Consider the following 17518-nt stretch of genomic DNA (forward strand, 5'->3'; position numbering starts at 1 on the left):
TCAAGGTGAACATCGATGACGATGGCTGGGATCTTGTTGAGCCCAGTGCAAGTCCTATATTTGAGTCGCTTCGCGCATTCGGCTACACGCCGGAAACCGCGATCGCTGACTTGGTGGACAACAGCATTGCGGCAAAATCAAAGAATATATACATCTCATTCCAGTGGAATGACGGCGATTGCTATGTCGTCATCAAAGATGACGGCCACGGCATGGGAGCAGACCAACTTCTCGACGCGATGCGCCTCGGAAGCAAGAGCCCTCTGGAAGAACGTTCGGCAGGGGATCTCGGCCGCTTCGGACTAGGACTAAAGACTGCTTCCATATCCCAGGCACGGGAACTTACCGTGGTGAGCTCGAATGGATCTGGCACTGCTGTCCGGAGGTGGGACTTAGACGAAGTTCGAGCAACCGGCCAGTGGCGGCTACGAACCACGCTGCCGGAACAAGTCATCAATGATATTTCGTTCGCCGGAGCAGGAACAGCGGTCATTTGGACAAAGTGTGATCGTCTGGTCGGTCTTGATGATCCTGACGGGCGTGCCACTAAAACGCAGTTTCTAGCTGTGGCTGATCGCGTCGAGCGCCATCTAGCCCTGACCTTCCACCGCTTCTTGTCAGGGAGGCGGGCCCTGAAGATTCACCTAAACGGACATCCAATCACGCCATGGGACCCCTTCATGGCATCGCATCTTGGGACTTGGTCTGGTGGGGAGGAACACCTGCCGTTAGACGGCAGCGTTGTAAAGGTCACGTCCTACGTACTGCCGCATAAGAGCAAGTTGTCCGACGACGAGCACCGCCAAGCAGCGGGAGTTGCAGGGTGGAATGCTAATCAGGGCTTCTATGTCTTCCGCAATGACAGGCTTCTCGTGGCCGGAAGCTGGCTGGGCGTGGGTGGCATGAAGGAAGAGCATGCAAAGCTTGCTCGGATCGCGCTCGACTTTCCCGTTGAATTGGACCATCACTGGCAAGTGGACGTCAGAAAGTCTCATGTACGTCCCCCGGCCCCTCTAGTGACTGACCTTCGCCGCATTGCACGTGATACCAAGTCCAAAGCCCAGTCCGTTTATAGGTTTAGAGGGCAGTTTAGCGCCCGCAACGCTGCCCAAGACTTTGTCTTTGCATGGCGAGAATACAAGGACCGGGACGGAAAGATCACCTACAAAATTAACCGTGACAACCCTGTCGTTACGCAACTGTTGGAAGCGGCGCCAGGCGCCCAAGACGAGATACGGCGCCTACTTCGCTTCGTCGAGGAAACCCTGCCGCTTACGCAGATCGCCGTCCATGTTGCCGACGGCATCGAGTCTTCACATCGCCCCTTCGAGGGAAATGCTAATGAAGTGTTGGCGGATCTGGATTTTCTGTGCCGGCGCATGACAGATCGAGGTCGCGATATGGCCGCGGCAATAGGTGAGCTATCAAGCGTTGAGCCGTTTTCGCTTTACCCTGAAATCGTGGCTGCATATAAAGAGAAGGTCGGAGTCGAATGAGAACTCTTGAACGTGTTTTGAAGCTCGCTCGGGTCGACCTAGAGGACTTCCAGAAGGACAAGGCGCTCCTCACAAGAGAAGACATCGAGTCTGCTGTCACTGATGCCCACGACTTCTCCGTTCAAAGGGGCTTGGAGCCCGCGACAGAGGAGGACCTGACAGAGATCGTCCGTCAGCTCGAAAAGGAGTTCAACACTTATGTAGAACCCGGCGAGGGTCTCTACGATCCGACAGATCACAAACCTTGGCTCGCAACAAGAAGGTCAAACATCGAGTGGCGCTTCTGGGACAGGTACCGGCGGCTGATGATCGAGGATGAGGGCAGACCCGGCCACGTTTTTGATAAATCCGTAGGAGTGGTTACAGACAAGATACTGGATTCCCTTGAGGATCCCACAAGAGACGGAAAGTGGGAGCGCCGGGGACTGGTTGCCGGCCAGGTGCAATCGGGCAAAACTTCTAACTACATTGGCCTCATCAACAAAGCCATTGATTCTGGGTACAAGCTCGTAATTGTCTTGGCCGGTGCGCACGATAGTCTCCGAAGCCAAACGCAACAACGTGTCAATGAGGGCGTCTTGGGATTCAACACCGTCGACGCATTTAGCAGTACGGGCCAATCCCCGAAAACCGGCGTCGGCCTTAAATCGGGACCCTTTCTCCGAATCAACTGCTCGACCACTGTTGAGTCAAACGGAGACTTCAGTCTCAGCACCGCTAAGAGGGCACTGCAGTCCTTGGGCGGCGACCCGGTAATCCTGGTGGTCAAAAAAAATGCATCAATACTTTCCAACGTCTACAGGTGGGCCACGGAACTTACGCACACGGTTGATCCTGAGACGCATAAAAAAATCGTCCAGAAGCTTCCGCTCCTGGTGCTCGACGACGAAGCAGACTACGCATCCGTCGACACTAGCCAGAAGAAGCTCACAGACGACGAGACTGACCCATCGAGAATCAATGGTCTGATTCGTAAAATTTTGGATACGTTCGAACAAAGCGCTTACGTCGCCTATACGGCGACTCCGTTTGCCAACATTTTCATCGATCCGAAGGCCAAGCATAGCTCTGTAGGTAATGACCTATTTCCTGAGCACTTCATTATCAGGCTTCCGGAGCCCTCCAATTACTCCGGCCCTATCCGCTTCTTTGGACTGAACGAGGACACGGACGTGGGGTTAGAAAGTGTCACCCCGATTCCGACCCTGCGGACAGTGGACGATCACGAAGGTTGGCTCCGTGACGGGCATAAGAAGACGGAGGTGCCAGAAGACGAACTGCCTGACTCGATGAAGACGGCCATCCAGTCCTTCATTCTTTCGGCCGCTCTCAAACAGCTTCGACCCATCAAGAACAAGCATTCTTCGATGCTTGTTCACGTCACGCGGTTCAAAGACGTTCAAGAAGGTGTACGTCTTCAGGTCGAGGACTACGTTGAAGAATTACGCGTCTCCGTCCGTCATGAAGGTGTCCAGGAGTCGGGATCCGCGCTTTCTGAGTTGAAAAAGCTCTACGAGTCGGACTTCCTTACTACGACCTCGACTATGCTGCGGCAAGAGGAATCTCGTTCCGAATGTATGGAGATCTCTCCCTGGTACGAAGTCGCCGTTACCATCTCTTCAGTGCTGGATGAAGTTGAAGTGCAAGTGGTAAACGGATCCGTCAAAGATTCTCTGATGTATTCTTCTCGCCCTGAGGGGCTCACCGTTATTGCTGTGGGAGGGGACAAACTCTCCCGCGGCCTTACTCTTGAGGGTCTCACTACCTCCTACTACTTACGGGCGTCAAGGATGTACGACACCCTGATGCAAATGGGCCGATGGTTTGGATATCGGCCCGGGTACCTAGATTTGTGCCGAATATTCACCACCTCTCAGCTGGTAACTTGGTATGAGCGGATTACTAATGCAACCGCTAAGTTGTACCGTGAATTCGATATCATGGCCCAGTTGAACAAAACTCCTAAGCAATTCGGTCTTCGCGTCCAGCAACATCCGGACGGTCTAATGGTTACTGCCCGCAATAAGTCCCGAAATGCACAAAGCCTACGCGTATCCTTCGCTGGAACGCAGTGTGAGACCCTGCTTTTTGACACCTCAGCGGCTTCCCGCAAAGCCAACTGGGACGCGCTTGATTCTCTACTGACTGCCTGCCTCGTGAATCCTGAGGTCTTGGAAAGGTCGCAGGTTGCTTCAGTAGAGGCCAACGTCGTCATCAATTTCCTAAACTCCTATGTGGCTCACAGAGATACCGGCAGAGGCTTGCCTAAACCATTGGTGGATTACATCCGGCAGTGCACACATCTAGACGTCCCGGAACTCGAGAATTGGATCGTGATGATCGGATCGAGGCAGGGGACTGGTAATGATTTCCTAACGACCTCTAGTGGGAAGAAACTACGGTCATTCGACCGAGCCCCTTCGCCTGAACTTGAAAACCAAGTGATTGAGTCGGAGAACGGTGTCCGCCAACCGAGGGTGACAATAAAGAGACTCGTAAGTTCGGGGGATGAACTTCTGCCACTCCAGAAGGGATCTGAGGAGTGGGAACGTGCTCTCGGGTGGGCGCAAGAACGCTTCGATGCTGGGGACGCTAAGGCTCGGACTAGGCCAACTCGCCCATCGGCGGCTGCAGAACGGATGGTGCGTGACAAGAACACTGGTTTCTTGATGGTTTATCCCTTGAATCCTGAGAAGCTGCTCCATAAAGATCTGCTTCAAGAAGTAGCAACCCAAGATGAAGCACCCATTCCTCTCGTGGGCTTCGCTGTGTCATTCCCACAGAGTGATAACGACTTGGCTGTCGAATACCAAGTGAATTCGGTCTACTGGGATGCGATGTTCGACGATGAGGATGAAGGTGCACAGGATGAATAGCAGGCTTGAGCCTTGGCATTCTGACGATGTCGATCTCGACGCAGCGTGGAAGTCGCTGGAGTCTAGTCACTCAAGCACTGGGGAGATACGAAGGCGGCTTTCTTCGCCACCAGGCCAAGATCACTTCGCCCTGATCAGTTTTACGTCCGGACGAAGAAGGGGCCTCCTCTTCAAAGCCCCCGGCGAGCTCAAGGAGATTCAGCCCGGTCTCCCCTCCGTAGCCGGACTCGACATTCGTTTGATTGACGTGGGTGGGGGCAACCTTGAGCTGCGCATCCTTGAAGCGGCTTCAGAAGTTACCTCCGTGTTCAAAGCCTTGGCCCGGGATGTCACTGGGTCAGTGCATGGTTTGAATGCGCAAGAACTAATAAGGTCGGTTGTCCGCCGACTAGCCCTGTGGCAAGGATTCTTCAGCGTTGCCCACCAAGGCCTCAGCACCAAGGCGCAGGCTGGATTAGTAGCAGAACTACTGACCTTGCGCGACTATTTCATTCCATACGCTGGCGCGGAGAGGGCAGCCATTAGCTGGTTCGGCCCCGAGCGGGCACTTCAGGATTTTTGCGATGGAAAGCTTGCAGTTGAGGTCAAGTCCACGTCCTCTACTGGATCGCGGCATGTGACGATCACGAATGAGCGGCAACTCGACCCAGTGCAGACGGAGACCTTGCTCATGGTTGCCTACAGTCTCGACGTGAGGGGAGACGGTATCGGATTCAGGCTGCCGAACTTGGTCGCCGAGGTGCGGGACGCTATGAACGGTGATGAACAGGCCAAATTGACGTTGGAAGCCAGGCTCATCAGGAGCGGCTTTATCGATGAGCATTCTGCTCGCTATACCAGCACCTTCGAAGTGCGCAAAAAGCAGTGGTTAGAAGTGCGTGATGATTTTCCTAGGATCGTTGAGGCAGACCTTCCAACGGGCGTGAGCCACGTCAGTTACAAGGTCGACTTAGAGTCTTGTGGTCCATGGGTTCTCTTGGCCGAGGACGTTTTGGGAGTGTTCAGGAGGACCTACGCATGACCACCATCGAACAGTTCCATGCTGAGCTCACTCAAGAAGTCCGGTCAACAGCGGAGAATGAAGAGTCGCCCCAGAGTTTGGCACAAGCCTTCACCGAGTACGCCGCGAACCTGCTCCTGGAAGCAGGCGAGGCCAATGATCCGAGGATCGCCGTGCTCTCCAAACCGGGATTAATCTGCTCCGGTATGGACTGGGACGAGGAGAGAAACCGCCTAACTGTCTTTGGGACTCTGTTCCGTTCGACAGACGGCATCGCCAGCCTGACCAAAGCCGACCTTGAACCCTTGTTGACTGGGATGAGCGGATTTACCTCGCACTCATCCATGAACTTAGATCAGTACGTTGACGAGTCATCGGACCTTCACGACATCGTTTCCGAGATAAAGACTCTCTGGCCGGCGGTGGAAAGTATTCGCCTGCTGGTTCTAAGTAACCTTCGCCTCCGAACAGAAATCCCAACTCTCGGCGATATTCGCGACCGCCCCGTGTCCGTTGAGGTGTGGGATTTGGAGCGCATTCACAAGATTGATAGCTCTGGGGAAGCACAAGAGCCAGTGTATATAAACTTTCCCGATTACGGGATCGATGGTATCCAAGCTCTTGGGCCATTTGGTGACCCCGATGATTACGAGTCCTATCTCGCGGTCATCCCTGGAGATGTCTTAGCCCGCATCTATGGTTTATACGGCCCCAGGCTTCTGGAGCTCAATGTCCGTTCCTTCCTACAGACGCGGGGCAAGATCAATCAAGGGATACAGTCAACCATCGCAGAAGAGCCCTATAGGTTTCTCGCTTACAACAACGGTCTGTCGCTGACGGCCGCTGGTGTTGAGACAACCTCTGACAGCGAACGAACCTTGGTGACGAATCTGCATGATGTGCAGATTGTCAACGGTGGGCAGACGACGGCTTCGCTCTACCATGCGCTTTCCAAGAGCAAGCGGGATCTCTCTGAAGTCCAAGTTCAACTGAAGCTGACTGTCGTCGCAGATGAAGTCCGCCATGAATTGGCTCGGTCTATCTCGCAGTTTTCCAACGCACAAAATCCCGTTCGCATGGCCGACTTCACTGCAAATGACAAGTTCCATGTGGCCATGGAACAGATTTCACGTTCCAAGTGGGCTCCAGGCAAGAATGGCTCCCACCAAATGACGCGATGGTTCTTCGAGCGTGCCCGCGGCCAGTACGCCGACGCCGTCGCCCGGGAGCGGACACCCGCGGCACAGAGGCGTTTCAAGAGCGAACATCCAATTTCGCAGAAAATTCTGAAAACCGACGTTGCCAAGTACGAACACATGTGGCTGCAAAAGCCGCATCTTGTCAGTTTGGGTGCCGAGAAGAATTTCCGGGAGTTCCTCCAATCACGGACTGAGAACAGCGACCGAACGCTCCCTGACGAAGCCTACTTTGAGCGCTTGGTCGCCAAAGCTATCCTCTGGAAAGAAACTGAACGTATAGTCACGAAGCTCGCTCTGGGCGGCTACCGGTCTGCGACGGTCGCCTACACCTTGGCATTCCTGTCGCGAGGATCCAAGCAGCGTCTCGATCTCAACAAGATCTGGCAAGAACAGCAGCTTCCTGAGCGACTTTCAGACGTAATTAGGGATTTGGCGCCTCGAGTACATGAGGTAATTGTGCAAAGCGCTGGTTCTAGGAACGTAATGGAATGGGCAAAGAAAAAGGAGTGCTGGGACGCAGTGTGCGGCATTCCATGGCTGGCCCCTGACGACATTATCACAAAGTCGTCGACGCCCTACCTCGGACCGAACAACATGGCAGATACACCGGAAGCCGCCGCCGCCAAATCCGATGAAGAAACTGAAGCGCTAAAGCGAGTCATTATGGCTTCTTCGCACACTTGGAAGGCTATTTCTTCTTGGGCGAAGGAAACCAGCAACTTGCAGCCCTTTCAGCGATCACTTGCTTACTCTTTGGGCAACCTTCTCGAAAAAGGACGTGCACCTTCTGTGAAGCAGGCTGTTCAGGGGGTCAAGATTCTGGATGAAGTCGAGCGCCTGGGGTTCGACCTGAAGGGCGACCATAGACGCCCGTGACAAACACTGATTCACCGGGAGCTTGTTGTTTTGCTTGCATGTTCTGCAAGCCGTCTCAATCCTAGGAGAGAACGTGGTAACCATAACGAACGCTTATGCCGTGAGCGAGCAAACGCCGTGACACGGCCGCATGTCTTTGTGGCCATGGCGGACATCCTGAAGCTGCAATGCGATGCTTGGCTACTCCCAACCGATTCACGAATAAATATCCGCTCATATTGGGCAGATGCACACCCTAACCTTCAACAACTCGCTGAGGCTTCTTGTGATGAACGGTTTCGCTCCGGACAATCCCATGCTGCTGCCGTCCTTTCATGGGATCAAGGGACGCCCGTCCCCATCCTGACTGCTGTGCCGGATGATGGTCACTGGTCGCGTGAAGTCGTTGCCGAGCGACTCGATGCGTTTGTTAATGTCGCTTTGCGTGCCCTTGGCGGGCCATCAAGCGGTCGTCCCTACAGACTGCTGGCCCTTCCGTTTTTTGGCACCCACGGAGGCGGTGCCGGAAGCCACCTCGGCGCAGCTCTGCGTGCCATCCTAAACTCAATTTCCGTACTGTCCCTTCGGCATGAAGTGGATATCATTCTCGTACTTCAAGACCGGGCAGCCTTTTCGTTGGCCCAGAAGCTCAGACGGGAAGTAATCAACAATTCTCCCTGGACTTCTCTCGGCCCCCTTCGGCACGAAAAAGCCAAGGCTCTTGGTCAGCAGGCGCGAATCGGGCAGCTCGTACCGTTCCTCGGGGCCGGCGTCAGCGTTAGCGCCGGCGCACCCACGTGGCAGGAACTGTTGGACCGCCTTAGAGAGGGGATTCAACTCCAAGATGTACAAATCTCTGCCTTCGAGTCGCTCGCTCCCCTGGACCAAGCAGGCGTGCTGGAGCAGTTCTACATCGAACAGCATGGTTCGCGGGAGGCATTCGGCAAGGCGATTGCCTCCGCCGTCGATCTTTCCCGTTACGGTTTGGCACCGGCGCTCCTGGCGACTATCCCTTCCGCCGGAGCCATCACTCTCAACTACGATCGGCTTTTCGAGATGGCCTGCTTCGATGCCCAGCAGGCACGGACTGTTATCCCCGAGAGCGTGCCCGCCGTCGGCAATAAGTGGCTCCTCAAGCTGCACGGATCCGTCAAACAGCCAGAAAGCATAGTGCTGACAAGAGACGACTACCTCGGATACAGCAGCAATCGAGCAGCGCTGTCCGCCCTTGTGAAAGCACACCTGCTCACGCATCATTTGCTTTTCGTTGGATTTGGACTGGCGGATGATCATTTCTACGAGATAGTCCACGACGTGCGCCGCGCAATGCCAGCCAAGACCACTGACGGCAATCAGATGGGCACTGTGCTTTCCCTCTTCGACGAACCACTTCAACGGGTTGTGTGGTCGGGAAATCTGGACATACTTCCAATGGCCGGTGCTGCTCCGGGCAAAAACTCCAAGCATGAGGACGCGGCTCTGGCGATGGCTGCAGCAGGCCGAGAACTCGAAATCTTTCTCGACATGATGGCTGCCTACGCCACCGACAACCACTCATATCTGCTGGCGCCTGCCTACAATGGCGGCCTCAGCGATGAGGAGGCAGAGCTTCGCCAGCAATTGCTTAATTTAGCAAATCGGAAGCGGACAACTCAAACAGCCGAGGTGTGGCAAGTAATTGATCGTGCGCTTCGCGACCTAGGTCTACCCGCTCAACACTAGCTTTGCTCGTCATGGCCGTAATGCCCCGTCCGGCATTGGGAAAGCCCACTCTCTTCGGTCTTTCGCGACAGACTCTCAGAGGTCATTCTGCCACCTACGCTTTTCTACGCTGCACAAATTCCTGCACTACATCTAGCGGTTCTACACGGCACGCACATCGTCGACGCAATGCTCGATCCTGCTGGGCTACGGTGCAGGTGCGCGACTCACCGAACCAAGACGCAACCTACTGCGCTCTCCGCACCCACAACCTCGACGGCCTCCCCCGCGTCCCGTCGGACATCTGCCCCGTCCCGGCCAGCTTCGGCTCCATGAACCGCCGGAACGTGTCGCGCATCAGCGGCGCGCCAGCCACCACCTCGTGCAGCTCCCGCAGATCCTTCAGCGTGAACGGCTCATCCAGCAGCGCCCCAGGATCCGGCGCCTCGGCATAGGCAGCCCGTAGCCACTCCCCGGCCTTCGCCACGATGTCAGCGTGCCCGTACGGCAGCCCGGCGATGATTTCCGGCTCCCCGTCCACGGAAGCCAGCCGGACGCCGTCGGACTTCAACGCCTCCTCCAAGGCCGCCAAGGGGACCACGTCCACATGGGCCACCGACAGGACCCAGCCGCGGTCATCGCGGCCCGGCTCGTCGAACACCTGCAGCTGCCGCGGCACCCGCCCGGAGATCCCCGCCTTCTCCTGCAGGCACCGCAGCACCGCATCCGCCAGGGTCTCACGCTCCCGCAGGAACGTTCCCGGCAGTGCCCACTTTCCGTGCTGGTGGTCCTCGGCGCGGCGCACCAGCAGCACGCACACACTCCCCTCGTAAACAGTCAGCACCGCGGTATCCACCGCCACCGACGGGCGCGGATAGTCGAGCAGGGACGTGCCTGGGCCGTTCTGGGAATCCTTCACATCTCCATTTATTGCAGTATTGCGCTAAAGAAGCAACACGTGCATACTGAAGTTCATTAGCGCAGAAATGCGATAAATCTCCTGGAGGTCCTAATGAAAGTCCCACAGCTTCACGTCGGCGCCGGCACCAGCCTCGGGCCGCTCAGCATCTTCCCCGTCTGGACCTCCGACCCGGGAAGCCTCGGCATCAGCACCGGCACCCACGCCAGTGTCGCCGTCACCGAACTGGCCAGCGACGCCCAGGTGTCCCGCCTCACCGTCACCAACAACGGCCCCAACCCGGCACTGCTGCTGGAAGGCGAACTGCTCGAAGGCGGGCAGCAGCACCGGACCTGCGCCCGCGACGCGGTCCTTGGACCGGGTGAGACACGCGATATCGACACCTTCTGCGTCGAGGCCGGCCGCTGGGAAGAAGGCCAGCGCAGCCACCGGCGCCAGGCGCGCCGTGCCCCGCTCAACGTCCGGGCCGAGCTGACCGGCGCCGGCAGCGGGCGCGGAAGCAACCGGCAGGGCCGCATCTGGGAACGGGTCAACCGCTTCGACAACGCCCGGGGCGCCTCCGCTACCAGCTCGCTGCTACAACACTTGGACTGGTTCAAGGACGACAAGGAGGACCGGAACCGCTTTGACCCCGCGGATGCCCCGCAACCTCTCGAGGGCCAGCGCGGCGTGGTGATCGGGCTCGGGCCCAGCCGCTGCTCCTGGAAGTCTTCGGCACCAGCACGCTGCTCCGCCGCCACTATCGGCAGCTGATCGAAGCGGCACTGCTGGATCTGGAACTCCTGCCGCCCCAGGCGCTGGCGTCGGGTCCGATGCCCGGCCAGCGGGCCCGTGACTTTGCCGCCCACGTGCAGGCCGTGGACTTCGGAGTGTTCGACGACGGCGCGGCAGCTTTGGAGGTCCGGAACCACGGCTCCCTCCGCAGCCGCAACGTCTCCCGCAGTGCAGGACGGATAACCGCCGCCGGAATCGCCGTCGCGCTCCCCCAGCGCCGCCCGCAACTGGCGCACCTCACCGGCTGGAACACTCAACATCCCCTGATGGAGATGGCATGAAACTGAACCCCCTGCAGAATGACCGTGCGGCCGGCGTCCTGGTCGCCTTGGCTGCCGGCGACGCCGTCGGTGCCGGCTACGAGTTCGGCGCCCCGCTGCCGGACGGCACTGCAGTCAGCATGAAAGGCGGCGGCCCCTTCGGGTTCGCGCCGGCCGAGTGGACGGACGACACCTCCATGGCCATCCCCATCGCCGAGGCGCTGCTGGAGCAGGCGTCCGACGGCGGGGCTTCCTCCCCCGCGGCGCTCACCGTGATCGTCCGGTCTTGGACTGCATGGGCGGCGGAAGCAAAGGATGTGGGCGCGCAGACCAGCAGCGTCATTGCGGCCGCGCGCCGGCTTGCTTCCGCGGCTGGCAGTGAGGTGACTGCTGCAGACTTCACCGCCGCCGCAGCCGACTTCCACGCCCGCACCGGCAGGAGTGCCGGGAACGGTTCCCTGATGCGGACGGCGCCACTGGCCTTGGCCTACCTCCGCCGGGATCCGGCCGAACTTATGGCTGCTGCCGGGACGCTCAGCGCCCTGACCCACGCGGATCCGGATGCACAGGAGGCCTGCGGGCTGTGGTGCGTTTCGGTCCGTCACGCCGTTCTCACCGGGCAGCTCGATGTCCGGGCCGGCCTGCCGCTGCTTTCTCCGGAACGGGCGGCGTTGTGGCTGGAGCGCATCGAGGCGGCGGAGCGGTCACGTCCCCGCGACTTCGTCCGCAATGGGTGGGTGGTGGAGGCGTTCCAGGGCGCATGGAGCGCGATCCACTATGCCGGCCGGACGGCGTCAGGCCCTGCCCACCTCCGGGCTTCCCTGGAGGAAGCGGTGCGTGGCGGCCGCGACACCGACACGGTCGCGGCCATCGCCGGCGGGCTGCTCGGCGCAGCGTACGGCTACACCGCTGTGCCCTTCGAATGGCGGCAGCGCCTGCACGGCTGGCCGGGTCTGCGTGCCCGCGATTTGATGATGCTGGGCATGGAGCTGGGCCGCGGCGGGGGCAGGTGGACCGCCTCCTGGCCGCGGGCTGAACGCCACGACTACAGCATGTGGGGACGCACCGATGCGCTGGTCCGGCACCCGCACGACGACGGCGTGTGGCTGGGCGGCGTCGGTTCGCTTCAGCGTGTGTGTGAGCTTGGGATTGATGCCGTGGTGTCGCTGTGCCGGGTGGGAACGTTGGACGTGCCCGGCATTGCACCGGAAGACCACGCTTCGTTCTGGGTCATCGACTCCGCTTTTGATGGTGACAATGCACACGCCGCATTTACGCTGCGGGAGGCGTCGGCCGCCGTCGAACGCTACCGCGCGGAGGGCAAGAAGGTACTGCTCCACTGTGTCCGGGCCGAGTCCCGGACACCGACAGTGGCTTCGCTTTATGGGGCGCGCGTTGCCGGAATTTCTGCTCTGGAAGCCTTGGCGGACCTGCAGCGCGTCCTGCCCGGGGCGCGGCCGAATCCGCTTTTCATGCAAGTGTTGAGGGGCCACAAACCGCAAGCCGTCAGGTCATAAGGACGACCGCACGGAGCAGTTGCCAAACAATGTCGGCGGGTGCTGATAAGAATGACTTGGCATCAGAAGAGCCGCTTTGGCGCTCAGAATGGGAAGAGTTGCACTTGGGGGAACAGGAGTCGACGTCGCACGGACGTCAGCTGGATCGGCACCGGATTGCTAGTCGGGCAGTTAAGGCCTACTAGGCCGGTGACCCGCTGCAGCGCATTGCTGCGGATGCCGGTATGAGAGATTACGACATGCTACGTCTCCTCAGTACCCGGGTGGCTGATCAGAGCGAGCAGCAGCGGTCCGAAGCTCTTCGCAGGCGGTGCTCTGAGACTGCCGCGGTTCTGCGTGAAAATTCCCACCGGATTCTCCAGCTTTTAGACGCTGGAATTGAAAGCTCTGACATTCCAAAAATTCTGGTCGCTCTCGGCGCCACGTTCGACGTCGACATCGCAGTGGAGCTACTGAAGAGCCCTGTAATGCTCAAGGACCCCGGCCGACCATCACCATTTTTTGTTACCGACATGATGTGGTTGCGCTACGTAACCGGGTGTCACCGGGAGATTGAAGCTGACCATCAGTTGGCTTTAGGAAAGATCCCCATGCCAAACATTCAAGAATTTCGAATGATCTTGACTGAACAACTTTCCCGCAGGCAGATCGCTCAAGTAATTGCAGTCATTGAAACAATAGCTGAGGCGATTAGTAATGGCGACGATGAAGGCATCTCCTACTCTGAATACGAGAAAGCTCGGAAAGCAATTGTCCTCGAAGCAGGTCGTGAGCGGCACCAGCTACTTCCGCCACCGGCCGAATTGATCCGTGACCGAACGACGGGAAGATCTTGGCACGTGGCTCTTGAATCGGTGGGCATGAAATTTCCTGCTGTGCGGGGCGGATTTTCCGCGGCCGACTTTGCAGATGCCTCACATTCCTACCGCGCCACAGAGGGTCTGTTCGGATCCCCGAAAGATGTCGCCAGTTACGACAGCTGGATGATTGCCGAAGTGGCCATGAATCGGGATCGCCCCTCCGCGGTGGCCATCGGACGGCACTTTGGAGCCTGGGAGTCTGTGATCGGCGCCTACGTTCCGCTGGAAGAAGATGAGCTCCGCGGGATCGTCAATCATTTGAGAGCCGATGCTGCTGCAGACTACGCGTGGGCACGAGCTGCAGAACTCATCAGTGAAGTGCTCCGAACGATGCCGTGGAACTCGTTCCTCAGCATTCAATACGGGGACGGTGCGCTTGGAGGTCCTCAGCCATATGCCCAGATCACCCCGGGGCCCGACGGTGCATGGTGTGAGATCGTCTCCGAGGACTTCCTGGCACCTGACGACTGGCCGATTCATCCCGAGTTCCTTTTGGAACACCGCTGGTCAGAGCCGGATTCGGACACCCCCAACTGGTACAGGGAAGGAGTGTTCTTGGAAGACGCTGGGCACCTCGTCTTGGAGGGCCTGAGAAGTGGCCGGTCCTGTCATGGCTGACAGGCTCCAATGGCACACCGGGAGTTTCCCTTCCGGAACCAACCCGGACGGTGGTGTCACAGCGGCAGACGTCTTGGGCGGCACTGTGCAGACCCTCCGCAATGCCAGCTGAAACCCTTTCAAGTAGTTAGGACCAAAATGACACTTCCCGACATTCTCAGCGAAGGCAATGAGGAACAGGCGGCGCGGCTCCTAGCCGCCTACTATCGGCGCTTACCAGACGGCCTTCCGGCTTACACAGGCAGCTACTTCAACTCGTGGGCCGGAGGCGGCGACTCGAGCGACAATGCGGACACTATTACGGCGGACGACCTCATCGCTGTGTCCTTCCTGTCGGTGGATATTCCCGGCGAAGCTGCTATCGGATTACTTGATACCCACAAAGGCAAAATTTCACGCTTGCTGAAGGCAATTCCTACGGACCGTGATATGGCGGACGTATCGGTTGGGGAATTTCAAAGTATGTTCGGTGAGGACAGTGCTGCAACGGAACTCTGGCATGTCCTTCGCGGTCGGGATACGGGCCGATGGGGAGTGGGCGAAACTCGAGCTAGCAAAATTATGGCCAGAAAGCGCCCGCGTCTGATTCCAATTTACGATTCCGTCGTGGGACCGCTCATGGGTCTCCACGGAAACTCGAAAGGCCAGTGGGCCACTTGGCACGCCGCCTTCATTGAGGATCCTGGTCTCACTGAGCGCCTGCGGACGATCTACAACCTGTCCGGCGTCAAGGATTTCCTTTCCGACGTTCGAGTCCTGGACATTGTTCTATGGATGCACGGGAAACAGCCCCCAGTGTCTGTAGCAAGCATCCAAACGTAAAGCCCGGAAAGAGTCATGCCCGTATACCTCGAAGAACTTGCCCTGAGCGTTGCTCGTTGTAGTGAACTTGTGCGTGCAGCTAAGGACGCGGAACAGGGCCGTCCTCACCCCTGCCGGAAGATCGTGCACTCGCAGGACGGGTTTGCTGGCCCTTTTCAAGTGCCTGAAGCATGGGCTGGCAACCTAGCCTCGGCCGGCATCGTCTTCCTGTCCTCGAACCCGGCCATCAGTGCCGGTAACCCAACTGCCAAATGGCGCGCAAAACGCGTAGCGGAGAAGTATCCCACCGTGGACTGGCAAGATCGCGACATCGCAGACTTCATGATCAACCGCTTCGACCCGGAACACGGATGGGTCCTGAACCACCGGCATCGAAAGGTAGAAACAGCGGACGGCCCCGCATGGGGTACTCCCGAGCCATATTGGGGTTGGGTGGAGAAGCAGACTCAGGCACTCCTCGGGTCAGGAGCCCCTTGGTATGAGCAGTCCGTCATGACGGAGGTGGTACATTGCAAATCAAATGGGGAAGAAGGCGTTGCTGAGGCAGCCCAACTCTGCGCCACCAAACATATGGACCGCGTTCTCGCCGCATCACCCGCTGGCCTGGTGGTTGTCGTCGGCAGCAAAGCTGCCCAGACATTGAAACTTGCCTATCCTGAAGTCTTCCAGCAACGACCTATGTTCGGGAAGAACACCGAGTACGGCATGGCACACCAAGAGCAGAACCTCTTCCAGATGGTGCTCGGCGGTAGGAAGAGGCTTATTTGTTTTCTGAAGCATCCAAGCGCACACGGTCCCAAGCCTTCGCTTGCGCAGAGTTACCCCGATGACCTCGACCGGCTGAGACTGGCTGCGGGAGGAACAGCATGAAATGCATTCCGGAAGAACCGGAGTTCGGCGAGGGACAGCTGGCGGAAAAGGCCGTATGGACTGTTCTTAGGAACAGCCTCCCGGACGACGTTGTCCTGGCCCACTCCGTCCACGTCCGTGACGGCCGGAACGAGTACGAGATCGATCTGCTGGTCCTTTGGCCTAACGTGGGCATGGCGGCCATCGAGGTCAAGGGCGGCCAAGTCAGCGTCAATGACGGGCAGTGGTACCAGTCGGATCGCTCGGGACGGCACAAAATCAAGAGCCCCGTGGCGCAGTCCCAGAGCTCCCTCCATGCGCTCAAGGACTGGCTCAGGATTCAACTCGGCTCTCCGGTAACAAGCCGCTGCGTCTACATGGTCAGCCTGCCCTACACCGACGTGCCGAGGGACTGGGCCATGGCCGGCTGCCCCCGGTCGCTCATCCTCGACCAAACGGACAGCAGATCGCCCGCCGAGCTCGTGCGCCAGGCCATCGAAAACGAAGGCGGCGGTGCCGCCCCACTGGCCCCGGCCTTCCTCGAGCGCATCGTCCGCAAGCTGGGCGGAAACCTAGACACCGCCGTCGTGCCCTCCACCACGTCCCAGGAGGATGAAGCAGCGCAGGACCACCTCACGGAGCGCCAGTCCGTGCTGCTGCAGGCCACCCGCTCACTCCCCCGCATCCGCTTCACCGGCGGCGCGGGCAGCGGAAAGACGTGGCTCGCCGTCGAGAAGGCCAAGCTGCTCAGCAAGCAGGGCAAGCGCGTGGGCCTGTTTTGCTACAACAAGGGCCTTGGGCAGTACCTTCAGGACCGGGTGGCGACGTGGCGGCAAGCGAAGCCGGTGTTTACGGGCGAATTCCACGAATACGTGCGCGCCCTGGGCGTCCCCGACGGCGAGGGGCAGAAGTACTTCGACGTCGAGATGCCACGCCTCTTGAAGGAGCTCGCGGCGGGGCTGGACCCGCAGCAGCGCCTGGACGCCGTCGTGGTCGATGAAGCCCAGGACTTCGCGCCGCTCTGGTGGGACGCGCTGCTCGCCTGCACCACCGATCCCGCCGCTGGTGAGGTGTACGCGTTCATGGATGACCGGCAGGACGTCTACCAGCGCTGGGGAGGCGCGACGGCGGACCTCACCCACGGGCCGATGGCCACCTTGGTGCCCATCCACATCGACGACAACCTCCGCAACACCCTCAAGATCGCCGAGACGTTCAGACCCTTCGCCGGCGAATACTTCAAGCCGCGCGGCAGCACCGGCCTGCCGGTCCGGTTCGTAGACTGCCCTACCGAGGATGCGCTCGGCCTCGCTGAAGACTGCTTGAATGCGCTGATCGACGAGGGCTGGGCGAACAACCAGATCGCGCTCCTCACCACCAAGGACCGCCACCCCGTCCACCTGGACTATTTTGAGCGGGGCGCCACGGAGGAGTACTGGCGGGACTTCCACGCCAACGACGGTGAGTTCTACGGCCACGTGCTTGGCTTCAAGGGTCTGGAACGTTCTGTGGTTGTCCTTTGCGTCAATGGATTTAAGGACATGAGCCGGGCCCGGGAACAGCTCTACGTTGGGTTGTCCCGGGCGCGGAGCCTGCTGGTTGTTGTGGGTGATTCCGGGCTGCTGGAGGAGGCGGGAGGGCGGGAACTGAAGCTGGCACTCTCGCGTGCGCAGGTATGGAAGCCCTAGCTCGGGCTTGGCTGAAGTGCCTTCCAGCTCTAGCTGCCGTACTTGAAGTTGAGCATCGCTTGAGCCAGGACAGTAGGGACATTG

13 protein-coding genes are annotated in these 17518 nt (G+C 58.9%); 12 read left to right on the forward strand and 1 reads right to left on the reverse strand.

Translation table 11 applies throughout. The annotated features are described in order from the left end of the window. Window positions 1–5 precede the first annotated feature (5 nt). The 5 genes from ACIQCM_RS10270 to ACIQCM_RS10290 all read left to right on the forward strand — a co-directional run bounded on the left by ACIQCM_RS10270 (window position 6) and on the right by ACIQCM_RS10290 (window position 9148). On the forward strand, window positions 6–1496 hold the full coding sequence (locus ACIQCM_RS10270) for an ATP-binding protein (RefSeq protein WP_400605552.1): 1491 nt from the start codon (window positions 6–8) through the stop codon (window positions 1494–1496). Then, window positions 1493–4372, forward strand: a complete 2880-nt coding sequence (locus tag ACIQCM_RS10275; RefSeq protein ID WP_400605549.1) for a Z1 domain-containing protein — start codon at window positions 1493–1495, stop codon at window positions 4370–4372. The genes ACIQCM_RS10270 and ACIQCM_RS10275 overlap by 4 nt, the downstream gene beginning before the upstream one ends. Then, entirely contained in the window at window positions 4365–5393 is a 1029-nt protein-coding gene (locus tag ACIQCM_RS10280; protein ID WP_400605546.1) for a PD-(D/E)XK motif protein, read from the forward strand. The genes ACIQCM_RS10275 and ACIQCM_RS10280 overlap by 8 nt, the downstream gene beginning before the upstream one ends. Next, window positions 5390–7447 (forward strand): AIPR family protein, encoded by a 2058-nt coding sequence (locus tag ACIQCM_RS10285; protein WP_400605544.1) that lies wholly within the window; start codon window positions 5390–5392, stop codon window positions 7445–7447. Before ACIQCM_RS10280 ends, ACIQCM_RS10285 begins: the two co-directional genes overlap by 4 nt. A gap of 144 nt (window positions 7448–7591) precedes the next feature. Next, on the forward strand, window positions 7592–9148 hold the full coding sequence (locus ACIQCM_RS10290) for an SIR2 family NAD-dependent protein deacylase (protein ID WP_400605542.1): 1557 nt from the start codon (window positions 7592–7594) through the stop codon (window positions 9146–9148). Between the two features lie 226 nt (window positions 9149–9374). Here the strand turns inward: ACIQCM_RS10290 and ACIQCM_RS10295 are convergent, their stop codons facing one another. Continuing rightward, window positions 9375–10046, reverse strand: coding sequence for an NUDIX domain-containing protein (locus tag ACIQCM_RS10295; RefSeq protein ID WP_400605540.1), 672 nt, complete (start codon window positions 10044–10046; stop codon window positions 9375–9377). A 93-nt stretch (window positions 10047–10139) separates the two neighbouring features. Between ACIQCM_RS10295 and ACIQCM_RS10300 the strand changes: the two genes are divergently transcribed. From ACIQCM_RS10300 to ACIQCM_RS10330, 7 genes are all read left to right on the forward strand, one after another. Further along, window positions 10140–10799 (forward strand): ARPP-1 family domain-containing protein, encoded by a 660-nt coding sequence (locus ACIQCM_RS10300; protein WP_400605537.1) that lies wholly within the window; start codon window positions 10140–10142, stop codon window positions 10797–10799. 59 nt (window positions 10800–10858) lie between these two features. Then, a complete protein-coding gene (locus ACIQCM_RS10305) occupies window positions 10859–11101 on the forward strand; it encodes a hypothetical protein (protein ID WP_400605535.1) in 243 nt (80 codons plus the stop codon). Further along, the gene (locus tag ACIQCM_RS10310; RefSeq protein ID WP_400605533.1) at window positions 11098–12597 is read left to right on the forward strand and encodes an ADP-ribosylglycohydrolase family protein; all 1500 of its coding nucleotides are present in this window, start codon (window positions 11098–11100) and stop codon (window positions 12595–12597) included. Before ACIQCM_RS10305 ends, ACIQCM_RS10310 begins: the two co-directional genes overlap by 4 nt. A gap of 224 nt (window positions 12598–12821) precedes the next feature. Next, the gene (locus ACIQCM_RS10315) at window positions 12822–14075 is read left to right on the forward strand and encodes a TY-Chap domain-containing protein (RefSeq protein ID WP_400605531.1); all 1254 of its coding nucleotides are present in this window, start codon (window positions 12822–12824) and stop codon (window positions 14073–14075) included. Between the two features lie 138 nt (window positions 14076–14213). Further along, a complete protein-coding gene (locus ACIQCM_RS10320; protein ID WP_400605528.1) occupies window positions 14214–14897 on the forward strand; it encodes a DUF6308 family protein in 684 nt (227 codons plus the stop codon). Between the two features lie 15 nt (window positions 14898–14912). After that, a complete protein-coding gene (locus ACIQCM_RS10325) occupies window positions 14913–15767 on the forward strand; it encodes a hypothetical protein (RefSeq protein WP_400605527.1) in 855 nt (284 codons plus the stop codon). Further along, complete coding sequence (locus tag ACIQCM_RS10330) at window positions 15764–17434, forward strand: NERD domain-containing protein (protein WP_400605525.1); 1671 nt, start codon at window positions 15764–15766, stop codon at window positions 17432–17434. Before ACIQCM_RS10325 ends, ACIQCM_RS10330 begins: the two co-directional genes overlap by 4 nt. Window positions 17435–17518 lie beyond the last annotated feature (84 nt).

The organism is Pseudarthrobacter sp. NPDC092439, from assembly GCF_044754945.1.
GTDB lineage: Bacteria > Actinomycetota > Actinomycetes > Actinomycetales > Micrococcaceae > Arthrobacter.